This is a genomic window from Sporosarcina sp. FSL W7-1283 (assembly GCF_038003105.1).
Lineage (GTDB): Bacteria > Bacillota > Bacilli > Bacillales_A > Planococcaceae > Sporosarcina > Sporosarcina newyorkensis.
In genome coordinates, this window is record NZ_JBBOOL010000001.1 from 28,239 (window position 1) to 43,231 (window position 14,993).

General features: G+C 47.0%; 13 protein-coding genes, 1 tRNA gene, 3 rRNA genes and 1 other RNA gene. 16 read left to right on the forward strand and 2 right to left on the reverse strand.

Going from position 1 to position 14,993, the window contains the following annotated elements; translation table 11 throughout:
• Positions 1-5: 5 nt before the first annotated feature.
• Positions 6-1,064 (forward strand): threonine synthase, encoded by a 1,059-nt coding sequence (gene thrC / locus MKY93_RS00110; protein ID WP_340757719.1) that lies wholly within the window; start codon positions 6-8, stop codon positions 1,062-1,064.
• On the forward strand, positions 1,064-1,960 hold the full coding sequence (gene thrB / locus MKY93_RS00115; RefSeq protein WP_340757721.1) for a homoserine kinase: 897 nt from the start codon (positions 1,064-1,066) through the stop codon (positions 1,958-1,960). The genes thrC and thrB overlap by 1 nt, the downstream gene beginning before the upstream one ends.
• An 88-nt stretch (positions 1,961-2,048) precedes the next feature.
• Here thrB and MKY93_RS00120 read toward each other — a convergent pair.
• Together MKY93_RS00120 and MKY93_RS00125 are read right to left on the reverse strand one after the other, a co-directional pair.
• A tRNA-Ser gene (locus MKY93_RS00120) sits at positions 2,049-2,141 on the reverse strand.
• Positions 2,142-2,182: 41 nt separating this feature from the next.
• The gene (locus MKY93_RS00125) at positions 2,183-2,392 is read right to left on the reverse strand and encodes a hypothetical protein (RefSeq protein WP_340757723.1); all 210 of its coding nucleotides are present in this window, start codon (positions 2,390-2,392) and stop codon (positions 2,183-2,185) included.
• A gap of 94 nt (positions 2,393-2,486) precedes the next feature.
• Between MKY93_RS00125 and ffs the strand changes: the two genes are divergently transcribed.
• The 14 genes from ffs to MKY93_RS00195 all read left to right on the forward strand — a co-directional run bounded on the left by ffs (position 2,487) and on the right by MKY93_RS00195 (position 14,974).
• An RNA gene (ffs, locus tag MKY93_RS00130) (signal recognition particle sRNA large type) lies at positions 2,487-2,752 on the forward strand.
• A gap of 82 nt (positions 2,753-2,834) precedes the next feature.
• The gene (locus tag MKY93_RS00135) at positions 2,835-3,335 is read left to right on the forward strand and encodes an S-ribosylhomocysteine lyase (protein ID WP_009499391.1); all 501 of its coding nucleotides are present in this window, start codon (positions 2,835-2,837) and stop codon (positions 3,333-3,335) included.
• Between the two features lie 81 nt (positions 3,336-3,416).
• Positions 3,417-5,174, forward strand: a complete 1,758-nt coding sequence (dnaX, locus tag MKY93_RS00140) for a DNA polymerase III subunit gamma/tau (protein WP_340760880.1) — start codon at positions 3,417-3,419, stop codon at positions 5,172-5,174.
• Positions 5,175-5,195: 21 nt separating this feature from the next.
• Entirely contained in the window at positions 5,196-5,516 is a 321-nt protein-coding gene (locus MKY93_RS00145; RefSeq protein ID WP_009499393.1) for a YbaB/EbfC family nucleoid-associated protein, read from the forward strand.
• A 14-nt stretch (positions 5,517-5,530) separates the two neighbouring features.
• Entirely contained in the window at positions 5,531-6,127 is a 597-nt protein-coding gene (recR, locus tag MKY93_RS00150) for a recombination mediator RecR (RefSeq protein ID WP_078818863.1), read from the forward strand.
• A 10-nt stretch (positions 6,128-6,137) separates the two neighbouring features.
• Positions 6,138-6,353 (forward strand): YaaL family protein, encoded by a 216-nt coding sequence (locus tag MKY93_RS00155; RefSeq protein ID WP_078818864.1) that lies wholly within the window; start codon positions 6,138-6,140, stop codon positions 6,351-6,353.
• 58 nt (positions 6,354-6,411) lie between these two features.
• Positions 6,412-6,675, forward strand: a complete 264-nt coding sequence (locus MKY93_RS00160) for a pro-sigmaK processing inhibitor BofA family protein (protein WP_171805955.1) — start codon at positions 6,412-6,414, stop codon at positions 6,673-6,675.
• 305 nt (positions 6,676-6,980) lie between these two features.
• Positions 6,981-8,532, forward strand: a 16S ribosomal RNA gene (locus MKY93_RS00165).
• A gap of 253 nt (positions 8,533-8,785) precedes the next feature.
• Positions 8,786-11,711: ribosomal RNA gene (locus tag MKY93_RS00170) — 23S ribosomal RNA — on the forward strand.
• A 71-nt stretch (positions 11,712-11,782) separates the two neighbouring features.
• A 5S ribosomal RNA gene (gene rrf / locus MKY93_RS00175) occupies positions 11,783-11,898 on the forward strand.
• Together the 16S, 23S and 5S rRNA genes form the textbook arrangement of a ribosomal RNA operon.
• A 116-nt stretch (positions 11,899-12,014) precedes the next feature.
• Complete coding sequence (locus MKY93_RS00180; RefSeq protein WP_340757733.1) at positions 12,015-13,439, forward strand: aminotransferase class I/II-fold pyridoxal phosphate-dependent enzyme; 1,425 nt, start codon at positions 12,015-12,017, stop codon at positions 13,437-13,439.
• A gap of 16 nt (positions 13,440-13,455) precedes the next feature.
• Positions 13,456-14,097, forward strand: coding sequence for a dTMP kinase (gene tmk, locus MKY93_RS00185; protein ID WP_340757735.1), 642 nt, complete (start codon positions 13,456-13,458; stop codon positions 14,095-14,097).
• Between the two features lie 89 nt (positions 14,098-14,186).
• On the forward strand, positions 14,187-14,516 hold the full coding sequence (locus MKY93_RS00190) for a cyclic-di-AMP receptor (protein ID WP_009499399.1): 330 nt from the start codon (positions 14,187-14,189) through the stop codon (positions 14,514-14,516).
• A gap of 17 nt (positions 14,517-14,533) precedes the next feature.
• Positions 14,534-14,974 carry a YaaR family protein gene (locus MKY93_RS00195; RefSeq protein ID WP_009499400.1) on the forward strand — a complete coding sequence of 147 codons (441 nt, stop codon included), beginning with the start codon at positions 14,534-14,536 and terminating at the stop codon, positions 14,972-14,974.
• The last annotated feature ends 19 nt before the right edge of the window (positions 14,975-14,993 follow it).

The window sequence follows — 14,993 nt, forward strand, 5'->3', positions numbered from 1 at the left end:
TTATTATGAGACGATGGAATGGATTGATCGAAGAATATAAGGAATGGCTGCCTGTTACGGAGAACACACCTGCATTGACTTTGCAGGAGGGGAATACACCGCTGATTCACTTGGAGAACTTGTCGAAGCAGTGGGGAATCAATCTCTATGTAAAAACGGAAGGTACAAATCCTACAGGTTCATTTAAAGACCGCGGTATGGTCATGGCGGTTGCCAAAGCGAAAGAGGAAGGGAAAACTGCATTGATCTGCGCATCAACGGGTAACACATCCGCTGCTGCAGCGGCGTACGGTGCACGTGCCGGAATGCGGACAATTGTCGTAATCCCGGAAGGTCGCATCGCGCTTGGTAAATTGGCACAGGCAAAAATGTATGGAGCAGAAATTGTAGCAATCGAAGGTAACTTCGACGAAGCACTTCGTATGGTCCGTGAAGTCGGTGAAGGAAAGATTGCATTGGTGAATTCCGTTAACCCTTATCGTTTGGAAGGTCAAAAGACCGTAGCATTCGAAGCGATCGAGCAGCTCGGCAAAGTGCCGGATATCTTCGCATTGCCTGTTGGAAATGCCGGAAATATCTCTGCTGCGTGGAAAGGCTTCAAAGAGTACGCGGAGAAAAAAGGTACAGGTACACCGAAGTTACTAGGCGTACAAGCGGATGGGGCAGCGCCAATTGTTTATGATCGTGTATTCGAAGAGCCAGAAACTGTTGCAACGGCCATTCGCATTGGGAATCCTGCAAGTTGGCACCTAGCGACTCAAGCATTAGAAGAATCCGGCGGCGATATTCTCTCCGCAACAGACGAAGAAATTCTAGAAGCCTATCAATTACTTGCTGCGTCAGATGGAATCTTCGCGGAGCCTGCGTCTTGTGCAACGATTGCAGGGATCAAAAAACGTTTAGATGCCGGATTAATTAATAAAGGTACAACCATTGTCGGAATCCTGACAGGAAATGGCTTGAAGGACCCTGAGACAGCGATTAACGTTAACTCCGATAAGCCATTAATGACGAATGAACAATTTGATAACTTTCTTAAAGAATTGAAAGAGGGGAACGACTAATGACAGAAGCCGGTTTTTCAGTGACCGTGCCAGCCACGACGGCGAATCTCGGACCCGGCTTCGATCATTTAGGTCTTGCCCTTTCACTTAAAATGACAATAGAAGTATCTTCTGCCGCACAGTGGCATATTCAGTATCAAGATAAGGAATATGCCTCGCTGCCAACAGACGAAACAAATTTAATTGTACAGACCATTCAACAGGTAGCTTCACGATATGGTCAAGTTGTAGCGCCCCACAAGTTGGTTGTTTACTCTGATATTCCTTTAGGAAAAGGTTTAGGGAGCAGTGCAACAGCAATTGCTGCAGGAATTGAAATTGCGAGCGAACTGGCAGAGCTGCATTTATCACCTCAAGATAAACTCCGAATCGGCAGTGAGTTGGAGGGGCATGCAGATAACATAACGGCTGCATTGCTCGGTGGGATTACTGTATCCTATTTTACAGAAGAACAGATGGAAGTCCTGACATTCCCTGCTCCCCCGATTGGCGTCGTGATAATGGTTCCGCCGGTCGCATTGAAAACAGAAGCTTCTCGCGGACTATTGCCTGAGCAAGTGACGCATAAGACAGCGATTCAAGGAAGTGCAGCGGGCAGTTTGATGACAGCAGCAATTGCGCAAGCTGACTGGGTAACAGCGGGCCGTATGATGGAACGAGATATTTTTCACGAACCATACCGTAAGATCGGATTTCCTGAATTTGATGAAATTCGATTAGCGTGTAAAGAAATCGGTGCGTACGGCATGACGATCAGTGGGGCAGGTCCCTCACTTTTCATTGCTGTCCCGCCTGAGACCGAGCAACAAGTAGCAGCTTTGCTTGAGCAACGTTTTCCGCATTATCAGGCGATTGCGTTGCAACCAGCAGAGCAAGGTGCGTATATTTCAAAATAAAGAAGCATCCGGGCTATATGCTCGGATGCTTCTTTATTTTTATGCAATAAAAAAACGTTACATCATGTAACGTGTAATGTCAAAAATATGGCGGAGGAAGAGGGATTCGAACCCCCGCGGGCTTTAACACCCCTGTCGGTTTTCAAGACCGATCCCTTCAGCCGGGCTTGGGTATTCCTCCGTGTTGGACAAGTAATACTTTATCATGTTCTAAAAGTAATGTCAACGGTTATTCTTTAACTTTTCTTTTCTTCGATAAAATATGCGCCATATATAGAAACTTAGTAGGCCAGCCGCTTGAACAGCAACCGCATAAGTAAAGTTCAAATTTGAATAGATCATGATAAGTAAACCGATTAGGACAGCCGGCAGTACAACCACTGTGTACATACGCACTTCAGGGTTTCGAAAACTTAGTTCAAACTCTTTCATTTGAAACACCGCCTTTCTATATATTCTATCGTATTCAACACGTTGGTACAATAAATGTTTGATTTTTAGTGTGGAAGCTGTATAATTAGAAATGCCGTGCTAGGTGGGGAATTAGCGGTGCCCTGTAACTTGCAATCCGCTCTAGCAAGACTGAACTCCTTCTCGAGGCTGTCCGCATGTAGGGTCTGCCTCTTGCACGTAGTGTTGACGTCTGGGTCCTGCGCAATGGGAACCCATGAACCATGTCAGGTCCGGAAGGAAGCAGCATTAAGTGGACTCTCTCATGTGCCGCGGGGTAGCCTAGGCCGAGCCAACGACAAGAGTAACGCTTATGTGCGGCAGTCGAAGGAAGGTGCACGGCTTTAATTGAACAATTCACTCGTCCGTTCTTAGAATGGGCGAGTTTTTTATGTCCTGAAAATGGTGTATACTTTGAAGGAGAATGAATTCATCTAACGAAAGGGAGCGATTTGCGATGGCGGAGAAACAAATGAACGTAGAAAGTTTTAATTTGGATCACACGAAAGTAAAAGCACCTTATATTCGATTAGCAGGAACTTCTGAAGGACAGAACGGGGACAAAATTTATAAGTACGATTTGCGTTTTTGTCAACCAAATAAAGAGCATATGGATATGCCTTCCATTCATTCATTGGAACATATGATGGCAGAGTTTAGCAGGAATCATTCAGACCAAATTGTGGATATCAGTCCGATGGGGTGCCAAACCGGTTATTATTTAGCAGTCATCAACCATGAAGACTATGAAGAGATCCTTTCTATAGTAGAAAAAACATTGAATGACGTGTTAGTGGCTACCGAAGTGCCTGCTTGTAATGAAGTACAGTGCGGTTGGGCAGCAAGCCACAGTTTAGAAGGAGCCAAGGAGCTTGCACGTAATATGCTGTCGAAGAAAGATGAGTGGACTGAGATTTTTGCGTAAGACTTTCAAGAGATCGTAAAGCCATAAAAGCAGTATTCATGCTATAATAGAAGTATTATGCAAAATGGAGAAAAGGGGGAAATGCAGTTGATTTATCAAGCATTATATCGAGCCTATAGACCGCAGACATTCGGCGAAATGTCCGGTCAGCAGGCTATCAAGCAGACACTGCAAAATACCCTTCTCCATCAGAAAACGACGCACGCGTATTTGTTTTCAGGTCCGCGCGGAACAGGGAAGACAAGTGCGGCAAAAATTTTCGCGAAAGCCTTGAACTGTGAGAACGGACCGGCAACGGAGCCGTGCAATGAATGTGAAACGTGTAAAAGTATCACAGAAGGATCGAATACCGATGTCACCGAATTTGACGCAGCCTCCAATTCACGTGTCGAAGAGATCCGCGATATTATTGAACGTGTTCATGTTGCTCCGTCGAATGCACGTTTTAAAGTGTATATCATTGATGAAGTGCATATGCTCTCGAACTCGGCATTTAACGCATTGTTGAAAACATTGGAAGAGCCTCCTGCCCACGTGGTATTTATTCTAGCAACAACCGAGCCTCATAAATTGCCGCTTACGATCATTTCTAGATGCCAACGATTTGACTTTAAACCGATTACAGCTGGGGAAATCATGCAGCGCATGAGGAAAGTGCTGGACGATATTGGTGTGAAAGCGGAGGACGGGGCAATGCGGGCAATTGCACAAGCAGCCACTGGCGGTATGCGAGATGCTCTCAGTATGCTAGACCAGGCAGTGTCGTTCAGCGGAGATGAGCTGACCACAGAAGATGCGTTGTTAGTGACAGGAGCGATTGGAGAAGAGATTTTTTATCAGCTTGCTCAAGCAATCCAAGCAAAAGATGCGGGTTCTGCACTTACTTTGTTGCACCAATTAATAGCAGAAGGTAAGGATGTTGGCAGATTGGCGGAGGATATGATCACATTTTTCCGCGACATACTATTGCTTGGCACAGCACCTGAGCTGACAGATTTGCTGGAACTGATTTCGGATGGTGAAAAGTTCAAAGAGTTGGCGCAAGGGTTTCATTCCGATGACCTGTACCGGTACATTGATATATTGTCGAAAACTCAACAGGAGATGCGGTTCTCCAATCATGGGAAGGTTTATATCGAGTCGGCGCTCTTGAAAATGATCCATTCAGGTGATCAACGTGTGGCTTCATCTTCTGCAGCAGATCCTGAAACGGCTCAAAAACTGGCTGTGTTGGAACAGACTGTTCGTCAGCTTCAACAACAATTGGCAGCGAGTCCTGTGCAACAAGCTACCGCAGAATCTCAAGCTCCAACTCGTCGGGCTGCTTCAACTGCGTCAAGATCTGCCAAAGTACCAACAGGTAAGATCGTTGAAGTGTTGAAATCCGCAACAAAGTCGGATATACGGACAATACGAGAGCAGTGGGCCGGGATGATGCAAAGTTTACAGAGATCTCATGCGGCTTTATTGGAAGAGACTGAACCGGTAGCGGCATCTGAGTCGGCTTTTGTGTTAAAATTCAAGTATGAAATTCATTGCTTGATGGCGTCAGAGAATGGAACACTGCAAGCAGGACTGTCTGAAGCATTGTTGCGTCTAACAGGAAAAGCGTATGAAGTGATTTATGTCGCGGAAGATAGCTGGCTGAAAGTACGACAAGACTTCATTCAAAAGAATGGCCTGACCGTTCAGAAAAATCGGGAGTTCTCTCAACAATCGGAAGTGGAGCAATCCGCTTCAGCATTTATGGAGGAAGCGACTCTTGAACAAGCGGATCCCCTCGTAACAGAGGCGGAGAAACTTTTTGGAAAAGATTTTATTACTATAGAAGAAGATTAAATTCTTGAGGAGGAATTGACAATGCGTGGAATGGGAAATATGCAAGGTATGATGAAGCAAATGCAGAAAATGCAAAAGAAGATGGCAGAGGCTCAGGAAAACTTAGGTGAAGAGCGAATGGAAGGTACAGCTGGCGGTGGAATGGTGAAGGTTATCGTATCCGGACATAAAGAAGTCTTGGAAGTCATCATCGATCCAGAAGCAGTAGATCCAGAAGATGTGGAAATCCTACAAGATTTAATTGTTATTGCAACAAATGAAGCGATAACAAAAGCGGAAGAATTAACGAACTCCACAATGGGGCAATTTACTAAAGGAATGAACTTGCCCGGGATGTTCTAGGAGGCTGTGTAGTTATGCATTATCCGGAACCTATATCTAAACTAATGGATAGTTTTATGAAATTGCCAGGCATCGGCCCCAAAACTGCGGGTCGTCTGGCGTTTTTTGTATTAAGTATGAAAGAAGATACGGTACTCGACTTTGCAAAAGCGCTCGTCGATGCAAAGCGTAACTTGCAATTCTGTTCGGTATGCGGTCATATAACAGATATTGATCCATGTCATATCTGTCAGGACCAATCGCGCGATCGTTCGACGATCTGTGTGGTGCAAGATCCGAAAGATGTGATTGCTATGGAAAAGATGCGCGACTACCGCGGGTTATATCATGTCTTACAGGGTGCAATCTCTCCTATGGATGGTATTGGACCGGAAGATATCAATGTTCCCTCCTTATTGACTAGATTGCAAGATGAGGAAGTACAAGAATTGATTCTTGCAACGAACCCTACTATAGAAGGAGAAGCAACAGCGATGTATATATCCCGTCTTGTTAAACCATCCGGCATTACAACTACTCGTATCGCTCATGGTCTACCAGTCGGCGGCGACTTGGAGTACGCGGACGAAGTCACACTTTCGAGAGCATTGGAAGGCCGCCGAGAATTGTGAGGAGTGTGAGATGTTGTTTGGAAAAAAGAATAAATTAAAAAAAGAATATGATGACCGGCTTCGTGATTTAATGTTGGAAGCAAAAGAAGATTGGGAACGAGCACGAGAAGTTGAGAGTTATATTAACGATTATGACGAGGATGTCCTGACACAACGTAAAATGGCGGAGTGTAGATACTTCTATCTGTTTCGTGAAGCAAAGATACGGAATTTAGGGAACGGTTGAACTAAAAGCTAGCAGAAACGCATATAGATAAGTATCTATGAAAGAAAGGGCGTTTTCTGTGAGAGTTTTAGTAATAGTTGCCTTAGGTATTGTTTCACTAATTTTATTAAGTATGAGTAAAACAACCTTAGAAAAAAACATGGAGCGCTTGTCTGTCTTCTGGTTTCGCTTGGCTTTTGCGTTCTTTGTACTCTTCTTAATGAACATTGCAGGTGGGTTTATTGGGATCTACGTGCCGGTAAACATTGCTTCAGGCATCATCTTGGCAGTCTTAGGAGTACCAGGATTCGCGGCGTTATGCGGTTTCGCTATTCTTTTTTAAAAAGAATAGCGAAAAAGCTTGCAATATAAAATGTACGGTGGTATATTTATAAGCGTCGCATCGGGGAGTTGCAAAACACCCGAACAACACTTTAAAACTTTTTAAGAAAAAGTGTTGACAACAAAACAGCGATTTGGTATTATAAGAAAGTTGCCTCTTACGAAAGAGCGACCATATGAACCTTGAAAACTGAACAGCAAAACGTTAACGAATTATACGTTTGTGCATCGGCTCTGCCGGTGACATAAACAAAATGAGTATCTTAAATGATGCCAGCAAGAATTCGAGCTAACTCGAATTTCTCTTTTATGGAGAGTTTGATCCTGGCTCAGGACGAACGCTGGCGGCGTGCCTAATACATGCAAGTCGAGCGAATCTTTGGGAGCTTGCTCCTAAAGATTAGCGGCGGACGGGTGAGTAACACGTGGGCAACCTACCTTACAGATGGGGATAACTCCGGGAAACCGGGGCTAATACCGAATAACCCATTTCTTCGCATGAAGAGATGTTGAAAGACGGTTTCGGCTGTCACTGTGAGATGGGCCCGCGGCGCATTAGTTAGTTGGTGGGGTAACGGCCTACCAAGACCACGATGCGTAGCCGACCTGAGAGGGTGATCGGCCACACTGGGACTGAGACACGGCCCAGACTCCTACGGGAGGCAGCAGTAGGGAATCTTCCACAATGGACGAAAGTCTGATGGAGCAACGCCGCGTGAGTGAAGAAGGTTTTCGGATCGTAAAGCTCTGTTGTAAGGGAAGAACACGTACAGGAGTAACTGCCTGTACCTTGACGGTACCTTACCAGAAAGCCACGGCTAACTACGTGCCAGCAGCCGCGGTAATACGTAGGTGGCAAGCGTTGTCCGGAATTATTGGGCGTAAAGCGCGCGCAGGCGGTCCTTTAAGTCTGATGTGAAAGCCCACGGCTCAACCGTGGAGGGTCATTGGAAACTGGAGGACTTGAGTACAGAAGAGGAAAGCGGAATTCCACGTGTAGCGGTGAAATGCGTAGAGATGTGGAGGAACACCAGTGGCGAAGGCGGCTTTCTGGTCTGTAACTGACGCTGAGGCGCGAAAGCGTGGGGAGCAAACAGGATTAGATACCCTGGTAGTCCACGCCGTAAACGATGAGTGCTAAGTGTTAGGGGGTTTCCGCCCCTTAGTGCTGCAGCTAACGCATTAAGCACTCCGCCTGGGGAGTACGGCCGCAAGGCTGAAACTCAAAGGAATTGACGGGGACCCGCACAAGCGGTGGAGCATGTGGTTTAATTCGAAGCAACGCGAAGAACCTTACCAGGTCTTGACATCCCGCTGCCCGGCATGGAGACATGCTTTTCCCTTCGGGGACAGCGGTGACAGGTGGTGCATGGTTGTCGTCAGCTCGTGTCGTGAGATGTTGGGTTAAGTCCCGCAACGAGCGCAACCCTTAATCTTAGTTGCCATCATTCAGTTGGGCACTCTAAGGTGACTGCCGGTGACAAACCGGAGGAAGGTGGGGATGACGTCAAATCATCATGCCCCTTATGACCTGGGCTACACACGTGCTACAATGGACGGTACAGAGGGCTGCAAACCCGCGAGGGGGAGCCAATCCCACAAAACCGTTCCCAGTTCGGATTGCAGGCTGCAACTCGCCTGCATGAAGCCGGAATCGCTAGTAATCGTGGATCAGCATGCCACGGTGAATACGTTCCCGGGTCTTGTACACACCGCCCGTCACACCACGAGAGTTTGTAACACCCGAAGTCGGTGGGGTAACCCTTACGGGAGCCAGCCGCCGAAGGTGGGACAGATGATTGGGGTGAAGTCGTAACAAGGTAGCCGTATCGGAAGGTGCGGCTGGATCACCTCCTTTCTAAGGATAGTATGCCATCTTGGCATTCGGAAGATGGATCTTCGATCCGTCACGTTAACGTTTTGCGTTCAGTTTTGAAGGCTCATTTTTTGAGTGTTCAAAGCTTTTTTTCTTTAGACTTGTTCATTGAAAACTGGATAAAACGACATTGAAAGTAATCAAGTAATCAACCGAATCGAACATTTTGTTTGATTCATGTAAACTTTTTAACCTTCGTTCTTTCTATCGCTAGAGAGACGTTGGACCTTTTATAGGTTAAGTTAGAAAGGGCGCACGGCGGATGCCTTGGCACTAGGAGCCGATGAAGGACGGCACTAACACCGATATGCTTCGGGGAGCTGTAAGTAAGCTTTGATCCGAAGATTTCCGAATGGGGAAACCCACTGTCCGTAATGGGACAGTACGTTCACGTGAATACATAGCGTGATCGTGGCACACCCGGAGAACTGAAACATCTAAGTACCCGGAGGAAGAGAAAGAAAATCGATTCCCTTAGTAGCGGCGAGCGAAACGGGAAGAGCCCAAACCAGGAAGCTTGCTTCCTGGGGTTGTAGGACACTCTATACGGAGTTACAAAGGAATGCATTAGACGAAGCGATCTGGAAAGATCCGCCGCAGTGGGTAACAGCCCCGTAGTCGAAAGTGCATTCCCTCCAGAGTGGATCCTGAGTACGGCGGAACACGTGAAATTCCGTCGGAATCCGGGAGGACCATCTCCCAAGGCTAAATACTCCCTAGTGACCGATAGTGAACCAGTACCGTGAGGGAAAGGTGAAAAGCACCCCGGAAGGGGAGTGAAATAGAACCTGAAACCGTGTGCCTACAAATTGTCAGAGCCCGTTAATGGGTGATGGCGTGCCTTTTGTAGAATGAACCGGCGAGTTACGATTCCATGCAAGGTTAAGCTGAGAAAGCGGAGCCGCAGCGAAAGCGAGTCTGAATAGGGCGCATGAGTATGGGGTCGTAGACCCGAAACCAGGTGATCTACCCATGTCCAGGGTGAAGGTCAGGTAACACTGACTGGAGGCCCGAACCCACGTATGTTGAAAAATGCGGGGATGAGGTGTGGGTAGCGGTGAAATTCCAATCGAACCTGGAGATAGCTGGTTCTCTCCGAAATAGCTTTAGGGCTAGCCTCAAACGAAAGAATCTCGGAGGTAGAGCACTGTTTGGACGAGGGGCCCATCCCGGGTTACCGAATTCAGACAAACTCCGAATGCCGATGATTTATGTTTGGGAGTCAGACGGTGGGTGATAAGATCCATCGTCGAGAGGGAAACAGCCCAGACCACCAGTTAAGGTCCCCAAGTATCCGTTAAGTGGAAAAGGATGTGGCGCTGCCCAGACAACCAGGATGTTGGCTTAGAAGCAGCCATCATTTAAAGAGTGCGTAATAGCTCACTGGTCGAGTGGCGCTGCGCCGAAAATGTACCGGGGCTAAACGGATCACCGAAACTGTGGATTGACGCAAGTCAATGGTAGGAGAGCGTTCCAAGGGCGTTGAAGCTAGACCGGAAGGACTGGTGGAGCGCTTGGAAGTGAGAATGCCGGTATGAGTAGCGAAAGAAGGGTGAGAATCCCTTCCACCGAATGCCTAAGGTTTCCTGAGGAAGGCTCGTCCGCTCAGGGTTAGTCAGGACCTAAGTCGAGGCCGATAGGCGTAGACGATGGACAACAGGTTGATATTCCTGTACCACCTCCCCGCCGTTTGAGTAATGGGGGGACGCAGTAGGATAGGGTGAGCACGCAGTTGGTTGCGTGTCTAAGCAGTGAGGTGGAGAACGAGGCAAATCCCGTTCTCATATAACACTAGGCTGTGATGGCAAGGAGAATTGTCTCCGGAGTCCCTGATTTCACACTGCCAAGAAAAGCCTCTAGCGAGGCGGGAGGTGCCTGTACCGCAAACCGACACAGGTAGGCGAGGAGAGAATCCTAAGGTGATCGAGAGAACTCTCGTTAAGGAACTCGGCAAAATGACCCCGTAACTTCGGGAGAAGGGGTGCTCTGGTAGGGTGAATAGCCCGAGAGAGCCGCAGTGAATAGGCCCAGGCGACTGTTTAGCAAAAACACAGGTCTCTGCAAAACCGTAAGGTGACGTATAGGGGCTGACGCCTGCCCGGTGCTGGAAGGTTAAGAGGAGGGGTTAGCGCAAGCGAAGCTCTGAATTGAAGCCCCAGTAAACGGCGGCCGTAACTATAACGGTCCTAAGGTAGCGAAATTCCTTGTCGGGTAAGTTCCGACCCGCACGAAAGGCGTAACGATCTGGGCACTGTCTCAACGAGAGACTCGGTGAAATTATAATATGCGTGAAGATGCGCATTACCCGCGACAGGACGGAAAGACCCCGTGGAGCTTTACTGTAGCCTGATATTGAATTCCGGTGCAGCCTGTACAGGATAGGTAGGAGCCTTGGATTCCGGAGCGCCAGCTTCGGAGGAGGCGTTGGTGGGATACTACCCTGGCTGTATTGGACTTCTAACCCATGCCCGTGATCCGGGCAGGAGACAGTGTCAGGTGGGCAGTTTGACTGGGGCGGTCGCCTCCTAAAGAGTAACGGAGGCGCCCAAAGGTTCCCTCAGAATGGTTGGACATCATTCGTAGAGTGCAAAGGCATAAGGGAGCTTGACTGCGAGACCTACAAGTCGAGCAGGGTCGAAAGACGGGCTTAGTGATCCGGTGGTTCCGCATGGAAGGGCCATCGCTCAACGGATAAAAGCTACCCCGGGGATAACAGGCTTATCTCCCCCAAGAGTCCACATCGACGGGGAGGTTTGGCACCTCGATGTCGGCTCGTCGCATCCTGGGGCTGTAGTCGGTCCCAAGGGTTGGGCTGTTCGCCCATTAAAGCGGCACGCGAGCTGGGTTCAGAACGTCGTGAGACAGTTCGGTCCCTATCCGTCGCGGGCGCAGGAAATTTGAGAAGAGCTGTCCTTAGTACGAGAGGACCGGGATGGACATACCGCTGGTGTACCAGTTGTCTTGCCAAAGGCATCGCTGGGTAGCTATGTATGGACGGGATAAATGCTGAAAGCATCTAAGCATGAAGCCCCCTTCAAGATGAGATTTCCCATTACGCAAGTAAGTAAGATCCCTCAAAGATGATGAGGTGGATAGGTCTGGGGTGGAAGCACGGCGACGTGTGCAGCTGACAGATACTAATCGATCGAGGACTTAACCTATTTTAAGAAGTACTACTTGAGGTACACAATGTCTTTTATTCAGTTTTGAGTGAACAAGCTTTACTCATCTGTCTAGTAACGATGGCGAAGAGGTCACACCCGTTCCCATACCGAACACGGAAGTTAAGCTCTTCAGCGCCGATGGTAGTCGGGGGCTTCCCCCTGTGAGAGTAGGACGTTGCTAGGCATGCGAAGCCATTCACTATGGTCATCATAGTGAGTGGCTTTTTTGTGTTCTCGAAAGATGAAGAGGAAAGTAGAAAGTTTTGATATACTAAGTAGAAGAAAAGGAGTGCGTGATAGATGAATTATGAAGATCGACCGCTTATTCAGGCGCTAGAAAACTTTCGTAAACAGCAGCCTATTTCATTCCACGTGCCTGGACATAAACATGGAGCATTGTCTGGTTTACCGCAGAATTTGCGACAGGCATTAGCCTATGACGTTACCGAACTTGCTGGTTTGGATGATCTGCATAGCCCAACAGGCGTAATTCAGCGAGCGGAAGAGAAACTGACACGTTTACATGGAAGTACTCGTAGCTTTCTCTTAGTCAACGGCTCTACTGTTGGTAATTTGGCTATGCTGTATGCAACAGTGGGGAAAGGCGATGCAGTATTGGTTCAACGAAATGCGCATAAGTCCGTGTTTCATGCGCTCGAGTTAACAGGGGCGCGGGCAGTTTTTTTATCCCCCCAGTGGGATGAAGATACGCGGACTGCAGGAGGTGTGTCGGTTGCAAATGTTAAGGAAGCGTTTAAGCAATTTTCCAACGTAAAAGCTGCCGTTTTTACAAATCCTACTTACTATGGAGTAGCAAACAGAGAGCTAGGTAAAATAATTAAAGAGTGTCATGCGTATAGAGTGCCTGTTTTAGTAGATGAAGCGCATGGTGCTCACTTCAAAGCTCATCAATCATTTCCGGAAAGTGCGCTTAGCCTAGGTGCGGATGTAGTGGTTCAATCTGCACATAAGACATTGCCGGCAATGACAATGGCTTCATTTTTACATGTACGTTCAAATTTCGTTAAAACAGAACGAGTAGCGCATTTTTTACATATGTTGCAGTCGAGTAGTCCATCCTACTTGTTGATGGCTTCATTGGATGATGCTAGGCATTATGTAGAGTCTTATAATGAAACGGATTATGCAAGCTTACAATCATACAGGCGAGAGTTACTACGAGAGCTTCAATGCATTTCCGATGTGAAAGTGGTTGAAGTAGATGATCCATTAAAGCTGCTAGTACGCGTAGAGGGTAATACAGGCTTCGCTTTGCAAGACGCACTAGAAAAACAAGGCGTTTATTCGGAACTCGCAGATCTTTATCAAGTCCTTTTAGTGTTGCCTTTAGTGAAAGCCGATCATGCAGGTATTGTGAACGATGTGGTAAAGAAATTTAGAGATGCAGTAGAGTTGCTACGTGCAACGGAAAGTGATAAGCCATCGGTTAAGCTTAAAATGCCGCACTTGCCAATAACGACAGCGGTCTATACAACAGATCGGCTACGAGAAATGAAAGCCGAGTGGATGCATATTGAGGAGGCAAAGGGTAAAGTTGCTTTTGAATCAATTGTCCCTTATCCGCCTGGTATCCCATTGTTATGCGCTGGCGAGAGAGTTGCAGAAGCGCATATACGGCAACTGCTTGTGTTAGCGGAAGCAGGCTCTCGTTTTCAAGGAGCTTTTGATGTAGAGTCGAATCAAATTAAAGTGGTCAGTGAATAGATAGGAGACGTTTTTTTTGAGAGGTTTATTTATTAGTTTTGAAGGACCGGAAGGCGCAGGAAAGACGACAGTATTGCGTAAGATTGCTGCAAGATTGAAGGAACAAGGGCGCGCGGTTACAATGACACGTGAACCAGGCGGAATTCCTATTGCCGAGAAAATACGTGAAGTGATTTTAGACGCAAATCATCAAGAGATGGATGGAAAGACAGAGGCCTTATTGTATGCAGCTGCACGCCGGCAGCACTTAGTTGAAAAAGTTTTGCCGGCTCTTGAAGAAGGCAGCATCGTACTCTGTGACCGCTTTATTGATAGTTCACTGGCATATCAAGGCTTTGCACGAGGTCTAGGGATGGACGATGTGTTAGCAATCAATTTATTTGCGATAGAAGACCATATGCCTGACTGTACGATCTTTTTCGATGTACCGCCGGAAGTGGGATTGGAGCGAATCTGGAAAGATACAGAACGGGAGCAAAACCGTTTAGACTTGGAAGAACTGAAATTTCATAAGCGGGTCTATAAAGGGTATCAAGAAGTGATAACGCGAGCCGAAGGACGGATACAAGTAGTGGATGCACAGAAGTCAGAGTTGCAAGTAGTCGAAAATGTATGGGAAATTGTAAATTCAGAAGTCAACTTAAAATGGAATTCGTGATATAATAGAAAGGAACCTTCTTTAGAAGTAGACACGGACCGGATGAGAGAGCCGTGTAGATATAAGAAATCGGAAAAGGGGAGAGTACATTGAAACTGATTGTAGCAGTGGTACAGGACCAAGATAGTAACCGATTATCTTCCGCGTTAACTAAAAGTGATTTTCGGAATACGAAGTTAGCTAGTACAGGCGGATTTCTTCGTGCAGGAAACACTACATTCTTAATGGGTGTGGAGGACGAGTTAGTTTCAAAAGCTTTGGATTTAATTCGTGATAATTGTCGTTCCCGGGATCAGATGGTTGCACCTGTTTCACCTATGGGAGGCAATGCGGATTCCTATATTCCGTACCCAATCGAGGTAGAAGTAGGCGGAGCCACCGTATTTGTCTTGCCAATTGAACAGTTCCACCATTTTTAATATTGAGGTGAACTCTGATGAAAGTCAATGGTGACTATCGTACAGGGATGGATAAATTACCGAAAGACCCGCTTCGTCAGTTGCAAGGAAATGCTCGTTTTGGACAAATGGTGGAGAAGCAGGAAGCACGCCTGCAAAGTGAACAGATCACCCGCCTATTTGGAGATATTTCAAGTGCAGGTGATCGGCTCGCGCGGTCACGGAATTTGCGTGATATGGCAAAGTATAAAATGCTGATTAAACGCTTTCTGAAGGAGTCAGTAGAGTCCGGTATTGAATTAAAACAATCCCATACTTGGAATCAATTTGGTGAAGGACGCCGTTTAAAAATTGTCCGAACGATTGATGAGAAACTAATTGCACTGACAGAAGCCCTATTGGATGAAGAAGAATCGTCCATTGATTTGCTAGCGAAAATCGGCGAAATCAAAGGACTTTTGATTAACTTATATACGTAATCCCGTGCTGCATTTTACT

What these genes read in the sequence shown, in the direction of transcription:
- MKY93_RS00135 (WP_009499391.1), top strand. Translation starts at nt 2,835, where the DNA reads ATGAATTCATCTAACGAAAGGGAGCGATTTGCGATGGCGGAGAAACAA.
- MKY93_RS00180 (WP_340757733.1), top strand. Translation starts at nt 12,015, where the DNA reads ATGAATTATGAAGATCGACCGCTTATTCAGGCGCTAGAAAACTTTCGT.
- thrC (WP_340757719.1), top strand. Translation starts at nt 6, where the DNA reads ATGAGACGATGGAATGGATTGATCGAAGAATATAAGGAATGGCTGCCT.
- recR (WP_078818863.1), top strand. Translation starts at nt 5,531, where the DNA reads ATGCATTATCCGGAACCTATATCTAAACTAATGGATAGTTTTATGAAA.
- MKY93_RS00125 (WP_340757723.1), bottom strand. Translation starts at nt 2,392, where the DNA reads ATGAAAGAGTTTGAACTAAGTTTTCGAAACCCTGAAGTGCGTATGTAC.
- MKY93_RS00195 (WP_009499400.1), top strand. Translation starts at nt 14,534, where the DNA reads ATGAAAGTCAATGGTGACTATCGTACAGGGATGGATAAATTACCGAAA.
- dnaX (WP_340760880.1), top strand. Translation starts at nt 3,417, where the DNA reads ATGCAGTTGATTTATCAAGCATTATATCGAGCCTATAGACCGCAGACA.
- MKY93_RS00155 (WP_078818864.1), top strand. Translation starts at nt 6,138, where the DNA reads ATGTTGTTTGGAAAAAAGAATAAATTAAAAAAAGAATATGATGACCGG.
- MKY93_RS00145 (WP_009499393.1), top strand. Translation starts at nt 5,196, where the DNA reads ATGCGTGGAATGGGAAATATGCAAGGTATGATGAAGCAAATGCAGAAA.
- thrB (WP_340757721.1), top strand. Translation starts at nt 1,064, where the DNA reads ATGACAGAAGCCGGTTTTTCAGTGACCGTGCCAGCCACGACGGCGAAT.